We start from the raw sequence: 17275 nt of genomic DNA, 5'->3' as shown, positions 1-17275 counted from the left end.
AATCGATTCTAAAATTCGATTTGTGCTAATCATTGAACCTGCGCTAGCTTTAAGAAAAATCAAAATAAGGCAGGATCATGGTTTCGTTGGATAGCCCCCGGCGCTTTATCACGCCCGAAGATGTCAGGCTGGCAGCCCGTAATGGCTCTCTGCTTGGTTCCACAGCCGGCATGGCAAACGGTTTTGTTCAGGTCAATCTGGTCATACTTCCGGAAGAGCAGGCCAATGGCTTTCTGCGTTTCTGCCAGGCGAACCCCAAGCCTTGTCCGGTGCTGGCAGTCAGTGAGCCGGGAGCAAGGCAATGCGATGTTCTGGGTGAGGATCTGGATATTGCCCGGGATGTGCCTTCCTATCGCATATACCGCAATGGCAAGTTCGACGGAACACAGACAGATGTTGCAGGTGTGTGGCGCGATGATCTGGTGACCTTTGCTCTTGGCTGTTCATTCAGTTTTGAGCACGCGCTGCTGCAGAATGGCTTGCCTGTGCGCCATATTGATGAAGGGTGCAACGTGCCCATGTACAAGACTTCGATCCCACTGCGCCAGGCCGGAGGCTTCAGCGGGAATATGGTTGTCTCCATGCGCCCTTTCCGGGCGGCAGCTGCTATCCGTGCGGTGCAGATCACCACGCGCTTTCCCCAGACCCATGGCGCTCCGGTGCATCTTGGCGACCCTTCATTGATAGGAATTGAGAATCTTGGGTCACCCGATTACGGAGACGCGGTTTCTGTAGCAACTGATGAAATACCGGTTTTCTGGGCCTGTGGGGTTACGCCACAGCAGGTTCTCATGGATTCGGGGGTTGAGTTTGCGATCACACATACTCCGGGCCACATGTTGGTCACGGATATTCCTGAAAGTCAGGTGGTTTTGCTTTAGGCCCCTGTAACACCAAATAAATAAATAAAAGAGGAAGAAGGCAATGGCGACAAGAAAGCATCTCGTATCCGCAGTGGCAGTCGTAATGCTTGCAGCCACAGCACAGGTGTCGGCTCAGGAGCTTGATAGCACCAGCATTTCCTATGTTGGGAGCTGGAGCAGCCTGTCCCTGTACAAAAACTTTGAAAAACCGTTCTGGCAGGAGCATGTACCTGAAGCTTCTGACGAACGGATCTCGACCGAGGTGACCACGTTTGACCAGATGGGTCTGGGCGGAGGTGAGGTATACCGTTTGATGGCGCGCAACGTCATTGATGTAACCTCCACCGTGGCGGACTACGCTGTGGAAGATGCTCCAGAGCTTGAAGGCCTGGATATGCCAATGATGGCTCCGGACGTGGAGACCGCACGCAAGATAGCTAACGCATACCGACCAGTGCTCGCCGATGCATTTGTTGAGCGCTTCGACAATGCGCAACTGCTCGCCATCGCGCCTTATCCCTCGCAGGTTGTTTTCTGCAACACAGAAATCAAAGGGCTTGCAGACCTGAAAGGCAAAAAAATTCGCGCGAGCGGGCGCACCACGGCCGAGTTCGTTCAAGCCCTTGGTGCTGAAGGCATAACATTGAATTTCAGTGAGGTGCCGGGTGCCTTGCAGCGCGGTGTTATCGACTGTGCGGTCACCGGGTCACTCTCAGGCTACAGCTCTGGCTGGCAGGAAGTGTCGACGCATCTTTATCCGCTGCCTGTAGGTGGTTGGGATTATGTGCTCACGGCAATGAATGGCAAGAAGTGGGCTTCGCTGTCAGCAGACACCCAGAACTGGCTCCAGACCGAAATTCAGGCTAACTATGAGGATCTCGTGTGGGAGTCCGCGGTTGAAGAAACTCGGGAAGGCATCGCCTGCCTGACAGGCAACGGTGAGTGCGCGCGGGGTGAGCCGGGGAACATGGTTCTGGTTGAGGCAACTGATGCTGACTTCACTGAAGTGTCCCGTCATCTGCAGGCAACATTGCTACCCAACTGGGCTGGCCGTGTTGATCAGAAATGGGTTGATCGCTGGAACGAGACCATCGGCAAAGTAACAGGTCTTAAAGCGGCCAAGTAACGTGGTGGTCAGTTAAAAGAGTGGGGGCTGTCGCAGGCAGCCCCCATTTGCCCTGGAGAATTCTATGTTACAACAGATCAATCGCGGGCTGGATCGACTGCTTGTCGGTGTAGATATCGGCTCATTGTGGATGGCACGGGCTGCGGGGCTTCTTATTCTGCTGACCGTCGGCCTGGTCACAACCGAGGTACTGTCACGCCAGATTTTTGGACGATCAAGTGTCCATGCCACTGAGCTCACCGGTTACATCATGGCCATCAGCTCGAGCTGGGCTTTTGCCTACACACTTATGCGTAAAGCACATATACGTATCGATGCGTTGTACCTGACATTGCCAACCAGTGTGCGCAGCGTGCTGGATCTGATTGCCATGCTGTCCCTCGCGCTTTTCTGTGTGCTGATTGTGGGAGCCGCGTTCGATGTTGCCCATCATTCTTATTCCGGCGGTTCCCGGGCAAATACTCCTCTTGGTACGCCCATCTGGATACCTCAGCTGCTATGGCTGATAGGCCTTGTCTGGTTCGGTATTGCGGTTGTCTTGCTATCGCTTCGCGTTCTGTTTGGCCTGTTAAGTGGCAACATTGAAGATGTGCAAAGAATTGCCGGTAGCCCAACGCTTGATGAGCAGGTCGCTGAAGAAAATAAGGAAGCCTCCCGATGATTCTTGTTTCACTGGCTGTTCTGTTGGTGCTTCTAATCCTGAGTGTACCGGTTGCGGCCACACTCATTGTGCTGGGACTGTTTCTTGATGAGTTCTTTTCGCCCTTCCCGTTGATTAACGCGATGGGGGATGTACTGTGGTCAGCGTCTGACAGCTTTCTGCTGATCGCTATACCGCTGTTTATATTGCTGGGCGAGATTCTGGTTCGAACCGGTATTGCCAAGAGCACTTATCGGGCACTTGAGAGCTGGCTGTCCTGGCTGCCCGGTGGTCTGCTTCACGCTAATATTGCGACCGCAACACTGTTTTCTGCGACCTCTGGCTCCAGTGTTGCGACTGCCGCCACCATTGGTACCGTTGCCATTCCTCAGGGCAAGGCAATGAATTACGATCCGAAGTTGTTCACCGGCTCCATTGCTGCTGGCGGTACGCTCGGGATCATGATTCCACCGTCGATTAACCTGATCGTTTATGGCTTTCTTACGGAAACCTCAATTCCAAAGCTGTTTGCAGCGGGCCTGGTGCCGGGTTTGCTGCTGGCATTTCTGTTTGTTCTGGGTACGGCTCTTATCTGCCTCTGGCGGCCATCGCTTGGCGGGCCGAGCACTCATCATTCCTGGCGCGCTCGCTTTTCCGGGCTGACAAGCCTGGTTCCGGTATTGGCACTGTTCGGTATTGTGGTCGGTTCGATTTACGCTGGTTGGGCAACGCCCACAGAAGCCGCTTCTCTGGGGGTTATCGGCGCCCTTCTTATTGCGCTGTCCATGGGTAAACTGAGTACGAGTGTTGTTATGGAAGCCCTGGAAGGGACCATGCGCACAACAGGCATGATCGTGCTGATCATCATCGCCTCGTATTTTCTCAACTTCGTTCTGGCTTCGACGGGCATTACCCGTGAGTTGAGCTCGTTTCTGGAGTCGGCTGGTCTTGGGCCGTATATGACCCTGCTGCTCATCATTGGCCTGTATATCGTTCTTGGATTTTTCATTGAAACACTGTCGCTGATGGTGATCACCATTCCGATCGTCGCTCCCATTATTATTGCATTGGGTTTTGATCCGATCTGGTTTGGCATTCTGCTGATTCTTCTTATCGAAATGGCTCTGATCACACCGCCGGTGGGGTTGAACCTTTATGTAGTGCAGAGCGTTCGCAAAGGAGGCTCGTTCAACGACGTAATGATTGGAGCCATGCCTTATGTCGGGTTCATGATGGTTATGGTTGTTCTGCTCGTGCTGTTCCCTGCTCTGGCTTTGTATTTGCCCGGGATACTGAACTGATTATTTATCCATAAACAGCAACAACAGGATTCTTTTATGACAATGTTTTATTTGGCAGATACTAACGACGCCCTTGAGATTGATGTTGAAGAGCTCATTATTGCCGGATGGGCCGGCCGTGAGCAGGCGGGAATCGATGAGCACATAGAAGAGCTGAAGGCGATTGGCGTTACACCACCCTCAAGTACGCCTTTGTTCTATCGCGTGGCAGCTGATCAGCTGACAACAGCTGAAACCGTTCAGGTATTGGGTGATGAATCCAGCGGAGAAGTGGAAGTTGTTCTGATTGGTACCCGGCAAGGCACGTTTGTAGGCATTGGATCGGATCATACCGACCGGGAAGCCGAGGCCTGGTCTGTTGCGCATTCCAAACAGGTATGTGCCAAGCCTGTGGGCCAACAGCTGTGGACGCTGGAAAGTGTTATTGATCACTGGGATGAGCTTAAAATATCCTCTTATGCCACCTTTGATGGCAAAGAGGAGCTCTACCAGCAGGGTGGTGTAACGGGTCTGTTGCACCCAAGGGATCTATTGCGACGGTTTGGACTGGAAGATCCGAAGCTTGCACCTGGTCAGGCCATGCTGTGTGGCACTCTGCCGGTCATTGGTGGCGTGCGCCCTGCGGATGCTTTCCGCATGGTTCTTGAGGATCCGGTAACAGGCCGGGAGCTAGGACATTCTTATCATATAAAGACGTTACCGGTGGTGAAATGAAGCAACAGTCTGGCCTGGTGCCTGTAGGTCTGTCAGAGGCGACTTTATCGTCGCTGCTCGATGGGATACATCAGAACAAGTGGTATGCGAGCCAGTTGCTTGAGGTCTGCCTGGATAATATTGACCGGTTTGATGATCCTGCTAACCAGGTGTATACCGCCCGTTTCGACAGCACAGCAAAAGCCGAGGCTGCAGCCATTGATGCGCTCCAGAATGGGAATGTGCCTCTGGGTGAGCTTGCCGGGTTGCCGATAGCGCTCAAGGTTCTGTTTGATGTTGCCGGGGAAGTAACCCATTCCGGTTCCAGGTGGTGGAAACAGCCTGCAAAGAAAGATGCATTGATTGTTTCGCGTCTGCGCCGGGCGGGCGCGGTTATTACCGGGCACACCAACATGACAGAATTCGCCTACTCCGGGCTAGGGCTCAATCCGCACTATGGCTCACCGGCGAACCCGCTGGCGCCGGGGCGGATATCCGGCGGGTCATCCTCCGGTGCTGCCTCAGCTGTGGCTCACGGAATGGCGGTTGCTGCGATTGGAAGCGACACAGGTGGTTCGGTGCGTATTCCTGCTGCTTTCTGCGGGCTGGTAGGGTTCAAACCTTCCCAGCAACGAATCCCTCGCGAGGGTTCTTTTCCGTTATCTGACAGTCTTGATTCCATAGGCCCGATTGCCCGCAGCGTTGAGTGTTGTGCACGACTGGATGCAGTCATGGCCGGTGAACGCTGGCGTCAGGACACCCTGGTTGATTTGCGCGGTCGCCGTTTTGTGGTGCCGACCAATCACATGATGAACGATCTCTCTCCGGGCGTTGCGGAGGCGTTTTCCAGGAGTCTTCGTACACTGAGAGATTGCGGAGCCCATATTGTTGAGGTGCCAGCACCGGTGCTGGATGCCCTGCCTGAACTGCTCGAGGGCGGAGGTTTCACCGCGGCAGAAAGCTATCACATTCACCGCGAGTGGCTGCAGCAGTACGGCGATGAATACGATCCACGGGTGCGCACTCGTATGGAGAGAGGTGCGGGGATCAGTGCAGCAGATTACCTGGAATTGCTTCACCGCCGGGCAGAGCGAAAAAAACAGGCGGACGAATGGCTTGCCTCATACGACGGGCTTCTTGCACCAACCGTTCCGGTTGAGCCACCACTGCTGACGGAGCTTGAGAGTGATGAGGGTTATGCCCGCCTGAACCTGTTGATTCTGCGCAACCCGACCGTAGCGAACCTGCTTGACCTGTGTGCGATCACATTGCCTAACCATCGCCCCGGAGATCTGCCCAGTGGCCTGATGCTGGTCGGTCGTAATGGTTCGGACAGGGATATACTTGGTATTGCTCAAGCAGTGGAAAAGGCACTGAAACCATGAGCCTGAAGCCATCGTTTGAGTCGGCTGGGCTCGATGGCTGGATCGTAAGACTGTTTGAAGTTATCGACGAACACAATCTGCCCTGGCTATCCGCACTGTCGCACAGGTGCGAGCAGGAATTTGGTGATGCCCTGGTCGATCTGGTGCCCTCCTACACGACGCTTCTGGTTGTTTTTGATCCGCTGATGGTGTCGTCACCTCAGGCACGGGCGATGATTTGCCGGATACTCGCTGACCTGGAACCGGAAGACAGCACGCACACCGGCGAGGTTCATAAACTTCCAACCTGGTACGACCTCAGTGTAGGGCCTGAACTGCCAAGAGTAGCTGCGCAAGCGGGTATGGCAGTCAGCGATGTGATCGAGGCTCATAGCCAGCAGGTCTATCGGGTGTTTGCTCTGGGATTTGCCCCCGGGTTCGCCTTTATGGGGTTAACCGATCCCCGGCTTGAGTGCGCAAGACTGGATACACCCCGCCGGCTGGTGCCGCCGGGCAGTGTGGCGATGGCCGGCCGCCAGACAGCTGCATACCCGACAGCAACCCCCGGAGGCTGGAACCTGTTGGGGCGCACCAGTGCCAGGCTTTTTGACCGCAACCGCGAGGGCTTCAGCCTTTTGCGTGTTGGAGATCAGGTGCGTTTTGTACCTGTGAGCCGCAATGAGTTCGAACGTGAAGGCGGAAATACCACACCCATGGAGCCCTTGGCATGAGGCAACCGGTGAGCTCTCAACCCTGCATCAAAGTGCTGCGTGCAGGGCCTCTTGCTCTGCTGCAGGACAGCGGACGATTTGGTGTCCGCCATCTAGGCGTTACTCAGGGCGGCCCGGCGGATCTGTATTCCTGGGCCTGGGCGAATCACCTGACGGCTAATCCGTGGGGTAGCGCCAACCTGGAGATAACCTTTGGCGGCTTGCAACTGATTGCCGGAAGAGACCTGCAGATAGCCATCACCGGTGCTGACCTGGGTGCGACCATAGATCAAAAACCCGTTCCTCTCTGGCAAAGGGTAAGCTGGAAAGAAGGCGAGACCCTGGCCTTTGCTGCCCCGGTAAACGGGCTTCGGGCATATCTGGCGGTGTGTGGTGGGTTTGTAGCAGAGCCGGTATTGGGAAGCGTTGCTGCTGTAACCCGGGAAGAACTTGGTGGCTTCTGCGGCATGGGGGCAAAGCTGGCAACAGGCGATCAGCTGTCTGTTTACGGCAAAGACCAGCATGTTGGGGAAGGGCTGAAGCAGGCACCCCGGGAGGCTATACCGGATTTTAGCCAGCCGGCTGTTCTGGACCTCCTGCCGGGCGCCCAGATTGCGCATTTTACCGGCCGCAGTCTGTTCGATGCATTCAATAACTGGTGGCTGGTGGATGATCGTGCGGACCGCATGGGCGTGCGCCTGACCGGCCCCAGGCTGAACTGCAAAATCAGCACCCTTGTATCAGAAGGCATTAGCCTTGGCGGTGTACAGGTGCCGCCGGATGGTCAGCCGATTGTCCTGCTGAATGATCGCCAGACCATTGGCGGCTACCCCCGGCTAGGCTCACTCTCGCCTTTGTCCGCCGCACGGCTGGCCCAGTGTTTACCGAGAGAGAAAGTCAGGCTGGTGGCTAAAGGAAGTGAGGCTGCGCTCACAGAGTACCGGTCGTTCAGGGCTTTGTTTAACAAGGCTTAGGGTTAGCGCGCGGATAATTCTGCCCTGCTGGCAGTACTAAAGAAGTGGTCTACCCTATATCTTTGTCGAATTAACCAGCGCAGAAATATCAAGGAAGATAAGAAATAATCAGCCTACACTCTTTTTCGCCCGCTAACTCAGAAGAACCTCGCAATGCCCACGACCATGTTGTCTGCCTTCACCAGTAATTTTCTTGGCAAGGCCCCCGTCTGGTACAAACAGATTATTGTACTGTTTCTGATTGCCAACCCGATTGTGATGTATCTGCTTGGGCCGGTTAGTGCAGGCTGGCTTTTGATAGCCGAATTCATCTTTACCCTGGCCATGGCGCTGAAGTGTTATCCACTCCTGCCTGGGGGATTGCTGGCGATAGAGGCACTGCTGATAGGCCTGACCACAGCGGATGCGGTCTATCTGGAAGTGCTGACCAATTTCCCGGTTATTCTGCTGCTGATGTTCATGGTGGCGGGCATCTATTTCATGCAGGAACTTTTGCTGGTTACCTTCACCCAGATCCTGGTGGGCGTGCGCTCCAAATCTGCCCTGTCGCTCCTGTTCTGTAGTGCTGCGGCTCTTCTTTCCGCTTTTCTGGATGCCCTTACAGTGACCGCCGTTATTATCAGCGTCGCCGTCGGGTTCTTCTCCGTCTATCACAAGGTTGCATCCGGGAAGGTGTTCCAGAGCAGCGATCACAATGCAGGCAGTGATGACGAAATCGTCGAGTTGCATCGGGAGGATCTGGAAAACTTCCGTGCATTTCTGCGCAGCCTGTTGATGCACGGAGCTATTGGTACTGCTCTCGGCGGCGTAGCTACCATGGTTGGTGAGCCTCAGAACCTGTTGATTGCCAAAGTTGTCGGCTGGGACTTTATCAGTTTCTTTCTGCATATGGCTCCGGTAAGCCTGCCAGTTCTGGTTGCCGGATTGATAACCTGTTGGGTACTGGAGAAGATGCGTTGGTTTGGTTACGGCGGCAGGCTTCCAAAGTCGGTTCGGCGGGTTCTGGAGGAGTTTGCTGACAGCGAACGGGCAAAGCGTACCAAAGCAGATCAGGCCGCACTTTGGGTGCAGGCTTTTGCTGCCGTCATATTGGTGACTGGTCTGGCCCTGCACCTGGCAGAAGTAGGTCTGATAGGCCTGCTGGTTATTATTCTGATAACGTCTTTTACCGGTGTTACCAGCGAGCACCAGATCGGCAAAGCATTCCAGGAATCATTGCCGTTTACCTCTCTGCTGGTGGTATTTTTTGCGGTAGTAGCCGTGATCCATGAACAACACCTGTTCAAGCCGATTATCGACTACGTGCTGGCACTGCCGGAAAGCCAGCAGCCAGGCATGTTCTTTATTGCCAATGGCCTGCTTTCAATGATCAGCGACAACGTATTTGTTGCGACGGTTTATATCAGTGAGGTTAAACAGGCCCTGGATGCCGGCAGTATCAGTTATGAGCACTTTCAGGATCTGGCGGTGGCCATCAATACCGGAACCAACCTGCCCAGCGTAGCCACGCCAAATGGTCAGGCAGCGTTCCTGTTTATGCTGACCTCCGCAATTGCGCCACTGATAAGGCTGTCCTATGGGCGGATGGTCGTTATGGCGTTCCCGTATACCCTGGTAATGGGTGGAGTTGGCTTGTATATGGTCACTTATCATATCTGATGGTTCTGGCTGTTTTGATGTGACAAAGCGGTGGCCTTTTCAGGCGGGCCTGCTAGGCTCTGCATAACAAGTCCAACAAACCGTGTATTTCATACGTTGGTGCTATGCGCAGATTCTTGAACCTGTTTTTACGTCTGGCTCCGGCCTGGATTTTGGCCATCTCCATACTGGCCAGCCCCGCCTGGGCTGGCGCTGACAAGCTGCGTATTGCCTATACCGAATTCCCGCCTATTGAGTATCAGAACGAACGTGGCGAGCCGGCCGGCCCCTTTATCGAACTCACCCGGAAAGTGGTGGAGGAGGCCGGTTATGAAGCAGAATTTATTTTTCTGCCAGTAAGCCGTATTTATCTTTACCTGAAAAGCGGGACTATAGATCTTTGGCCGGGCCTTGCGGGTATTCCCAGTCTTCAGGGTGAGGTTCTTGAAAGTTGGGTCAATGCTTTTCCGGTAAAACTGAACGTTTGGTATCTTGAAGATACTGATGCACTCACACACTTTGAGCAGCTTAAAGGTAAAAGCGTTATTGTTATTGCTGGCTACACCTATGGCGGCCTGCTTTCATGGTTTGAGCGCACTGAATACGTAACGCTTACCAAAGCCCCTGACACCCGCGCAGCGCTGGAGATGCTCAAGTTAAAGCGTGGTGATTACGTGCTGGATTACCTCCAGCCACTTAAGGAAATACTGACCTATCCATCAGATAGCAAGATTCGGGGCTCGGAATTGCGATCACGCTATGCGGCCTGGTTATTTTCTCTGGCAAGCTCCAGAGCCGCCTTGCTTCGTGACGAGCTGGATGACGCCTATTTGCGTCTCGTCAGGCGCGGAGTGGTTTCGCCCGTTCGGGACACCGATTCTGACTATATTATCCCCGGCTTTCCTGATGGCCCTCGATAAGAACGTTTTTAGTCCGGATTGTCAGGGGTAAGGCGGATATCGCCATACCAGGCGGTTGACTGTTCTCCAGTGTTGTCTGAATCTGACATGATGGCGATGCCGCGGACTGGCGGAGGGCTTTCCCCGAATGCTTTGCGGTAGTCCGCAATAATGTCCCGCTCAATGTTCACCCACTCCCCGGCCTTTTCGCTGCCCGAACTTACAGCAACCATCACTGTTCTATCGGTATAGGGATTGGTAACAAATTCACCCACGGGCAGGGTATTGGCCCAGATGTAATTCAGGGCGTTGCCCGGTAGCTCCTCTCCAATCAAAAGTGCCACTGTCTTGCGTTTCGCCCGTTCAAAAAAGCCTGCTTTATCTGGCTGGAACTCGAAGGCGACGTAAATCCGGGCAGGGTAGTCATCGCCGGATTTTTTCCGGGCATCGCCCTCTTTAAACACATTGGACACTTTCCAGCGCCAGCTCAGCATCATTGAGCCCCCCGGCTTAACGTTCAGCCGGGCAATCAGACCGGATGCTCCGCCCGAGGTGTGTGCTTTCACCACCTGAACCCCCTCATCCTGAGCCAGCTCATAGTTTGAGTGCTGATCTATCTTGGGAAACTCAAGTGGTTCCCAACCATCCGATAGCGACGTCATCTTCGAGAACGCCGGGAGCAGCGTTTCCTGTGCCATCAGGTGCGGAGATATCAGCCCGGCGAGTGCTAGAAACAGCCAGATAACAGGTCGAGTGGTGATTTGCATGAAACTGTCCCACTTTGCAGAGTGTTTGTAATAGACCGTCGGGTAGCAGAAAGGTGCCTTGTCACTTAAAAATTTACCGTATATAGTGCCTGCATCCTTGGTTGAATACCAAATATGGTATTCGGGAATCCGGTGAGAATCCGGAACTGACGCGCAGCGGTATTGGGGAACGAGCGTGGCACAAAGACACTGGCGCAAGCCGGGAAGTCGCCACGCAAGGCAGAGCCATGAGGTTCATGCCCCTGAGTCCGAAGACACTGCCAGGGATATATAACTGCACCTTCGCGACTCAGGCGCCTGCATCTGGCCCTACAAGGTGAGCAGCAACGAACACAGCATAATTACAGCCATTACTGGTGGTTGATGCTTGGGTTCGTCCTGTGTACGCGAAGGTTATGGAACCCACGCGTATTCAGGAGAAAACGGTATGCCCGCTACTGCTTCGGCCGAAGCCCGACCCTCGTCGCCATCCGACACAGAAACCCTTCAGGTTATCAAGCGCAACGGCAATCTGGTCAGCTTTACCCCATCCAAAATCAGTGTAGCCGTAACCAAAGCTTTTCTGGCTGTTGAAGGCGATCAGGCTGCAGGCTCTGCCCGCATTAACGATGCCGTTCACCGGGTAACCGAGCAGGTTGTGCAGGCTATCAGCCGTCGTTTGAAAGCTGGCGGACGGGTGCATATTGAAGATATACAAGACCAGGTAGAACTGGCCCTGATGCGGGCAGAAGAGCAGAAAGTAGCACGTGCCTATGTACTCTACCGTGAAGAACACGCCCGCGAGCGGGCCCTGCACGAACCCGTAGAGCCGCACCCCACGCTTACCGTAAAACAGGCTGATGGCCGCACAGTAGCTCTGGACCTTGGTCTGATGAAGCTACAGGTGGATAACGCCGCGTTCGGGCTTGAGGGCATTGATTGCGAATCCCTGGTGGAAGAAGCCATCCGCAATCTCTATAACGGCATCGACGAAGCTGAAGTATTGACTGCCCTGGTGATGACTGCCCGCGGTCGTATCGAGCGCGAGCCGGATTACAGCGCAGTCACCGCCCGCCTGTTACTGGAACAGCTGCGCCTTGAGAGCGCCACCGCACTAAAGCTGGACACCAGCCTGTCCCTGGCAGAGGTTTATCCACAGGCTCTGCGTAGCTTCATCAGTGCCGGCATTCGCTACGAACTCCTTGATGAGGCCATGGCTGCATATGACATGGAGCGTTTGGGCGCAGCTCTGAAACCAGAGCGCGATCAACAGTTTGGATTCCTTGGCCTGCAAACCCTGTATGACCGGTACTTCCTGCACTGGAAAGAAGACCGGCTGGAGTTGCCGCAGGTATTCTTCATGCGAGTTGCCATGGGCCTGGCCCTGCGTGAGGACGACCCCAACAGCCGGGCTATCGAGTTCTATAACCTGCTGTCGTCCTTCGACTATATGGCATCCACGCCCACCTTGTTTAACAGTGGTACCCGCCACTCCCAGCTGTCTTCATGCTACCTGACTACGGTGGGTGACGATCTGGAAGACATTTATGGTGCCATCCGCGACAACGCCATGCTGTCCAAGTGGGCGGGCGGTTTGGGTAACGACTGGACACCTGTGCGTGCACTGGGCTCCCGCATCAAAGGCACCAACGGCCAGAGCCAGGGCGTAGTGCCTTTCCTTAAGGTGGTGAACGATACTGCCGTAGCCGTAAATCAGGGTGGTAAGCGTAAGGGCGCAGTGTGTGCGTACCTGGAAAGCTGGCACCTGGATATCGAAGAATTCCTGGAGCTGCGCAAAAACACCGGTGATGAACGCCGCCGTACCCACGACATGAACACCGCCAACTGGGTGCCCGACCTGCTGATTGAGCGTATGCGCCAGGATCGGGACTGGACTCTGTTCAGCCCCAGTGATGTGCCGGACCTGCATGACCTCTATGGGAACGCATTCCGCGAGCGCTACGAACACTACGAAGCGCTGGCGGCCGAAGGCAAGATCGAGCTGTTCAAAACCATTCCGGCCAAACAGCTGTGGCGCAAAATGCTCACAGTGCTGTTTGAAACCGGCCACCCGTGGATAACCTTCAAAGACCCCTGCAACCTGCGCTCGCCGCAGCAGCATAAAGGCGTGGTCCACAGCTCCAATCTGTGTACCGAGATCACCCTGAACACCAGCGCGGAAGAAATTGCCGTGTGTAACCTGGGCTCGGTAAACCTGGCGGCTCACATTGCCAACGGCGAACTGGATGTGCAGCGCCTGGAGCGTACCGTAGACACAGCCGTGCGCATGCTTGATAACGTAATCGATATCAACTTCTACGCTGTACCCCAGGCACGCAACTCCAACCTCAGACACCGCCCGGTTGGCCTGGGCCTGATGGGCTTTCAGGATGCGCTTTACGAACTGCGGCTGCCGTACACCAGCCCGCAGGCGGTAGAGTTTGCAGACATTGCAATGGAACAGCTGAGCTACTTCGCCATCCGTGCTTCAGCCCGGCTGGCGGCAGAGCGGGGCGCCTATGAAAGCTACGAAGGTTCCCTGTGGAGCCAGGGCATATTGCCTATCGATTCCATCGAATTGCTGAAAAATGCCCGCCGGGAAGGTGATATCAGCGTAAACACCGAAAGCCGTCTGGACTGGGCGCCGGTGCGCGAACTCATCGCCATGCACGGTATGCGCAACAGCAACGTGATGGCCATAGCACCCACAGCCACCATCTCCAACATCGTGGGTGTGTCGCAATCCATCGAGCCGGCCTACCAGAACCTGTTTGTGAAATCGAACCTCTCCGGAGAGTTCACCGTGGTAAACCCCTCACTGGTGCGCGATCTCAAGGCGGTCGGCCTGTGGGACAACGTGATGGTAAACGACCTGAAATACTTCGATGGCAGCGTGCAGCAGATCGAGCGTATTCCCACCGAACTGAAAGCGCGATACGCCACGGCATTCGAGATCGACGCCCGCTGGCTGGTGGAAGCCGCTTCCCGCCGCCAGAAATGGCTGGACCAGGCCCAGAGCCTGAACCTCTACATGGCTGAACCCAGCGGGAAAAAACTCGACGAGCTGTATCAGCTGGCGTGGGAACGTGGTCTGAAAACTACTTACTACCTGCGCTCGCTGGGAGCTACCGGGGTGAACGAACAAGCTGCCCCGGTTGCCGCACCGCAACCCCAGGTATGCAGTATTGATGAACCCGACTGCGAAGCATGTCAGTAACCACTTACTTTTATTGAGAGGCACAACCATGCTGAATTGGGATGACGAAACCAAACCGCAAAGCCAGCCCGCTGCACACAGCAGCGTGGCGCCGGTGAACGTAGACGACAAGCGCGTAATCAACGGCGAAACCGACGTAAACCAGTTGGCACCCTTCAAGTATCCCTGGGCCTGGGAGTTCTTTATGAACGCCAACAAAAACCACTGGACTCCGCTGGACGTGAACATGGCGCAGGATGTTCACGACTACCACCACCGCCTGAGCCCGGCGGAAAAGCACGTGTTTGAAAACGTGGTAGCCTACCTGACCACCTCCGACATCCTGGCCATGCGCAACATCGGCCTGGCGGTGATGGAGAAAATGACCGCGCCGGAGCTGCAAATCTATCAGGCGCGACAGGTGTACGAAGAGGCTCTGCACACCTGGACTTATCAGCACTGTATTGAAACCCTCAATCTGGACCAGAGTGAAATCTACAACCGTTACCGGGTAGTGCCGCAAATCAACGCAAAAATCCAGATGGCCAACCGCCGGCTGGATGCGGCAATGCGCTCCGACCTGAATCTGCGCAACAAGGACGACCTGCAGGAATTCATCATGTCTTACCTGTTCTTTGCCGCCGTTTTTGAAGGCTGCTGGTTCTATAATGGTTTCAGCCCCATCTTTGCCCTGCAGCGCCGTGGCCTGATGCGTGGCACCGGTGAACAGTTCCAGTACATCCTGCGCGATGAGGCCATGCACTTCTCCTTCGGCCTGAAAGTGGTTAACCAGATTCTGGAAGAAGAAAACATCAGCTTCGACCCCAAAGCTGTGCGCGAGATGTGGGACGAATCCGAAGCTGCCGAAAGCGACTACGCCAACTACATCTTGCGCGACCCCATTCTGGGTTATTCCGCCGAATACCACACCGAGCAGTTCCGCTTCGTAGCCAACCGCCGTGCCCGCACAGTGGGCCTGGAAGAGCCGTTCCCGGGGGCTAAAAACGTATCACCCTGGCTGGATGAGCAGGCCACTATGCGGAAGGAAAAGAACTTCTTTGAAACCCGGGTGATTGAGTACCAGACCGGGGCTCAGCTGGAGTGGTGAGGCTGCACCGCCGGTCTGTTCATTTGTCGGGATAGCCTCTTTAGTCGGGGACATCTGCTGCGGAAGGAACCACGGCAGATGGCAAATCCGACAGGGCGGCCAGGGCAGCTTCCTGCATCTGCTCGGATGGCACTGTTTTACCGGAGGCCTTCGACGGCAGAGAACGGGTTGCCGTAGCTGAGGCAACGACCGTGGGGTTGTAGCCGAGCGTAAAGGCGCCGCGTGCAGTGGAATTCACACACATGTGAGACATGAATCCGGTCAGAATCAGGTTTTTGATACCAGCCTGCTGCAGCTGCTCATCCAGATCTGTCTGCGCAAAGGAGTTGGGGAAATTCTTGCTGATCACCGCCTCGCCTGCAATCGGAGCCACGGCATCGGCAATCTGGCCGACAGGGGCATTCAGATCGTAAGGTGAGCCAGCCCCCGCATCATGCTGAATATGAAAAACAGGGCGGCCGGCAGCACGAAAACGCTGTAGCAGAGCTTTGCATTCGTCCAGCGCAGGCTCCACGTTATCGAGCTTCATCACGCCCTCCCGATAGGTATTCTGGGCATCAATAATCACCAGTGCAGAATCGCTGATGGGGCTGGCAGTGTTGCCCAGACCCACGATGTCCCGAAGAGTTGTCAGATCACTCATGATGCATCCTTCACAGTTGGCAACCGACCTAATCAATGGGTTAGTGGGGTTGCTATGAATAACGGACTCCAGGAGCCCAGCCAAAGAGGCCTAGATACATGTACGTTACCCGGCCGTTGGTGGCAAAAGAATCAACCGAATGGTCGAATTGCCTGCAACCCGGGTAGTAGTGCCTAAGTTCTGGGCCCGGCAAAGTTTGAAACCATCAACCCAGTGGGCTGCGCACTCCCGCAAAGCCCTGGCCCAGCACGTGGGTGTAGATCTGAGTGGTGCGCAGGTCTGCGTGGCCAAGCAGATCTTGCACTGTGCGGATATCGTTGCCGCGTTTGAGTAGTTCGGTGGCGAAGGTGTGGCGAAAAGTGTGGCAACCTGCGGGTTTGCCGATGTTGGCTGCAGCAACAGCTACCTTCACTGCTTTCTGCACAGAACTGGTGTGGATGTGGTGGCGCACCACCTTGCCGAAGTCGTTTTTGCTCAGAGTGTTTGAGGTAAACAACCACTGCCAGTCCAGGGACATGTCTGCTTGGGGATACTTGCGGGCAAGCGCAAATGGCAGGCTTACCGGTGTTTGCAGGGAGAGGTCTTTTTCTTTCCAGGCCTTTCGAATAGAAGCAATCTGCCTTTCTAATTCAGAAATCAGCGTGCCCGGCATGAGCGTTGTTCGATCTTTTGCGCCCTTGCCATCCCGAACAATGATGACCTGATTACTGAAATCGACGTCCTTCACTCTTAAACGGCAAGCTTCTGTTACCCGCAGGCCAGAACCGTACATGAGCGAGGCTAAAAGGAGATAGGGTTCTTTGAGATGTTCGATAATTGTCATGGCTTCATCGTGGGTGAGCACCACGGGCAAACGCTTTGGTTTTTTAGAGCGGATAACGGAACCGATTTCCCCGAGGGGCATGTCGAGAACCTTGGAGTACAGAAACACTAGAGCGTTTAAAGCTTGGGCCTGAGTTGCGGCAGCAACGTTGCGGTTAACGGCTAGCCAAGTAAGAAATTCATTTACTTCCTTTGGTCCCATCTCCTTGGGATGCTTCATCTGGTGAAAGCGGATGTAAAAACGGATCCAGTACCAATAGGATTTTTCCGTACGAATGCTGTAGCGATTAACCCGAATGACTGCGCGAACCTGATCCCGAAGGCGCGGTTGAGGTTGTATGCCGTCCATGTTGGCGTACCTTTGTTAGTGATCTTCAATACTGTTTATTTGTACAGTATTATTGTTTTCACGAAAACGAGAAGTCAAGCGATTACGTGGTGGGGCGGCAGAAACTGGGCTAACCTGTTGTTAAAATTGAGACTGGAGGCGTGGCATGGATATGCAAAAAGTGGCATTATCGAGAACGCTCTTTTTTGCAATATCGCGGAACG

Annotated in this window: 15 protein-coding genes and 1 riboswitch; of the genes, 12 read left to right on the top strand and 3 right to left on the bottom strand. The window is 54.7% G+C overall.

Going from position 1 to position 17275, the window contains the following annotated elements:
• The first annotated feature begins 77 nt into the window (after positions 1–77).
• The 10 genes from CPA50_RS11030 (at position 78) to CPA50_RS10985 (ending at position 10229) form a co-directional block, all read left to right on the top strand.
• Positions 78–881 (top strand): putative hydro-lyase, encoded by an 804-nt coding sequence (locus tag CPA50_RS11030; RefSeq protein WP_096782576.1) that lies wholly within the window; start codon positions 78–80, stop codon positions 879–881.
• A 43-nt stretch (positions 882–924) separates the two neighbouring features.
• Positions 925–1989 carry a TRAP transporter substrate-binding protein gene (locus CPA50_RS11025; protein WP_096782575.1) on the top strand — a complete coding sequence of 355 codons (1065 nt, stop codon included), beginning with the start codon at positions 925–927 and terminating at the stop codon, positions 1987–1989.
• A 64-nt stretch (positions 1990–2053) separates the two neighbouring features.
• Positions 2054–2650 carry a TRAP transporter small permease subunit gene (locus tag CPA50_RS11020; protein WP_096782574.1) on the top strand — a complete coding sequence of 199 codons (597 nt, stop codon included), beginning with the start codon at positions 2054–2056 and terminating at the stop codon, positions 2648–2650.
• On the top strand, positions 2647–3930 hold the full coding sequence (locus tag CPA50_RS11015) for a TRAP transporter large permease (protein ID WP_096782573.1): 1284 nt from the start codon (positions 2647–2649) through the stop codon (positions 3928–3930). Before CPA50_RS11020 ends, CPA50_RS11015 begins: the two co-directional genes overlap by 4 nt.
• A gap of 36 nt (positions 3931–3966) precedes the next feature.
• A complete protein-coding gene (locus CPA50_RS11010; protein ID WP_096782572.1) occupies positions 3967–4644 on the top strand; it encodes a DUF2848 domain-containing protein in 678 nt (225 codons plus the stop codon).
• On the top strand, positions 4641–6008 hold the full coding sequence (locus tag CPA50_RS11005; protein ID WP_096782571.1) for an amidase: 1368 nt from the start codon (positions 4641–4643) through the stop codon (positions 6006–6008). The genes CPA50_RS11010 and CPA50_RS11005 overlap by 4 nt, the downstream gene beginning before the upstream one ends.
• Before the next feature lie 2 nt (positions 6009–6010).
• A complete protein-coding gene (locus CPA50_RS11000) occupies positions 6011–6718 on the top strand; it encodes a 5-oxoprolinase subunit B family protein (RefSeq protein WP_413772161.1) in 708 nt (235 codons plus the stop codon).
• Positions 6715–7671, top strand: a complete 957-nt coding sequence (locus tag CPA50_RS10995) for a biotin-dependent carboxyltransferase family protein (protein WP_096782569.1) — start codon at positions 6715–6717, stop codon at positions 7669–7671. Before CPA50_RS11000 ends, CPA50_RS10995 begins: the two co-directional genes overlap by 4 nt.
• A 153-nt stretch (positions 7672–7824) precedes the next feature.
• Positions 7825–9330, top strand: a complete 1506-nt coding sequence (gene nhaB / locus CPA50_RS10990) for a sodium/proton antiporter NhaB (protein ID WP_096782568.1) — start codon at positions 7825–7827, stop codon at positions 9328–9330.
• 104 nt (positions 9331–9434) lie between these two features.
• Complete coding sequence (locus CPA50_RS10985; RefSeq protein ID WP_096782567.1) at positions 9435–10229, top strand: substrate-binding periplasmic protein; 795 nt, start codon at positions 9435–9437, stop codon at positions 10227–10229.
• Between the two features lie 8 nt (positions 10230–10237).
• Here CPA50_RS10985 and CPA50_RS10980 read toward each other — a convergent pair whose 3' ends face one another.
• Complete coding sequence (locus CPA50_RS10980; RefSeq protein WP_179397212.1) at positions 10238–10975, bottom strand: DUF3047 domain-containing protein; 738 nt, start codon at positions 10973–10975, stop codon at positions 10238–10240.
• Between the two features lie 81 nt (positions 10976–11056).
• A riboswitch (cobalamin riboswitch) is annotated at positions 11057–11255 on the top strand.
• A 147-nt stretch (positions 11256–11402) separates the two neighbouring features.
• Here CPA50_RS10980 and CPA50_RS10975 point away from each other — a divergent pair.
• Positions 11403–14171, top strand: a complete 2769-nt coding sequence (locus CPA50_RS10975; RefSeq protein ID WP_096782566.1) for a ribonucleoside-diphosphate reductase subunit alpha — start codon at positions 11403–11405, stop codon at positions 14169–14171.
• A gap of 28 nt (positions 14172–14199) precedes the next feature.
• Complete coding sequence (locus CPA50_RS10970) at positions 14200–15258, top strand: ribonucleotide-diphosphate reductase subunit beta (RefSeq protein ID WP_096782565.1); 1059 nt, start codon at positions 14200–14202, stop codon at positions 15256–15258.
• Positions 15259–15298: 40 nt separating this feature from the next.
• On the opposite strand, the gene CPA50_RS10965 is transcribed toward CPA50_RS10970, so the two are convergent.
• Both CPA50_RS10965 and CPA50_RS10960 read right to left on the bottom strand, forming a co-directional pair.
• Positions 15299–15901, bottom strand: a complete 603-nt coding sequence (locus CPA50_RS10965; RefSeq protein ID WP_096782564.1) for a cysteine hydrolase family protein — start codon at positions 15899–15901, stop codon at positions 15299–15301.
• A gap of 205 nt (positions 15902–16106) precedes the next feature.
• Positions 16107–17072, bottom strand: coding sequence for an integron integrase (locus tag CPA50_RS10960; protein ID WP_096782563.1), 966 nt, complete (start codon positions 17070–17072; stop codon positions 16107–16109).
• Positions 17073–17275 lie beyond the last annotated feature (203 nt).

It is taken from the genome of Marinobacter sp. ANT_B65, from assembly GCF_002407605.1.
Taxonomy (GTDB): domain Bacteria; phylum Pseudomonadota; class Gammaproteobacteria; order Pseudomonadales; family Oleiphilaceae; genus Marinobacter.
This window is presented reverse-complemented; position numbering and strand designations above follow the sequence as displayed.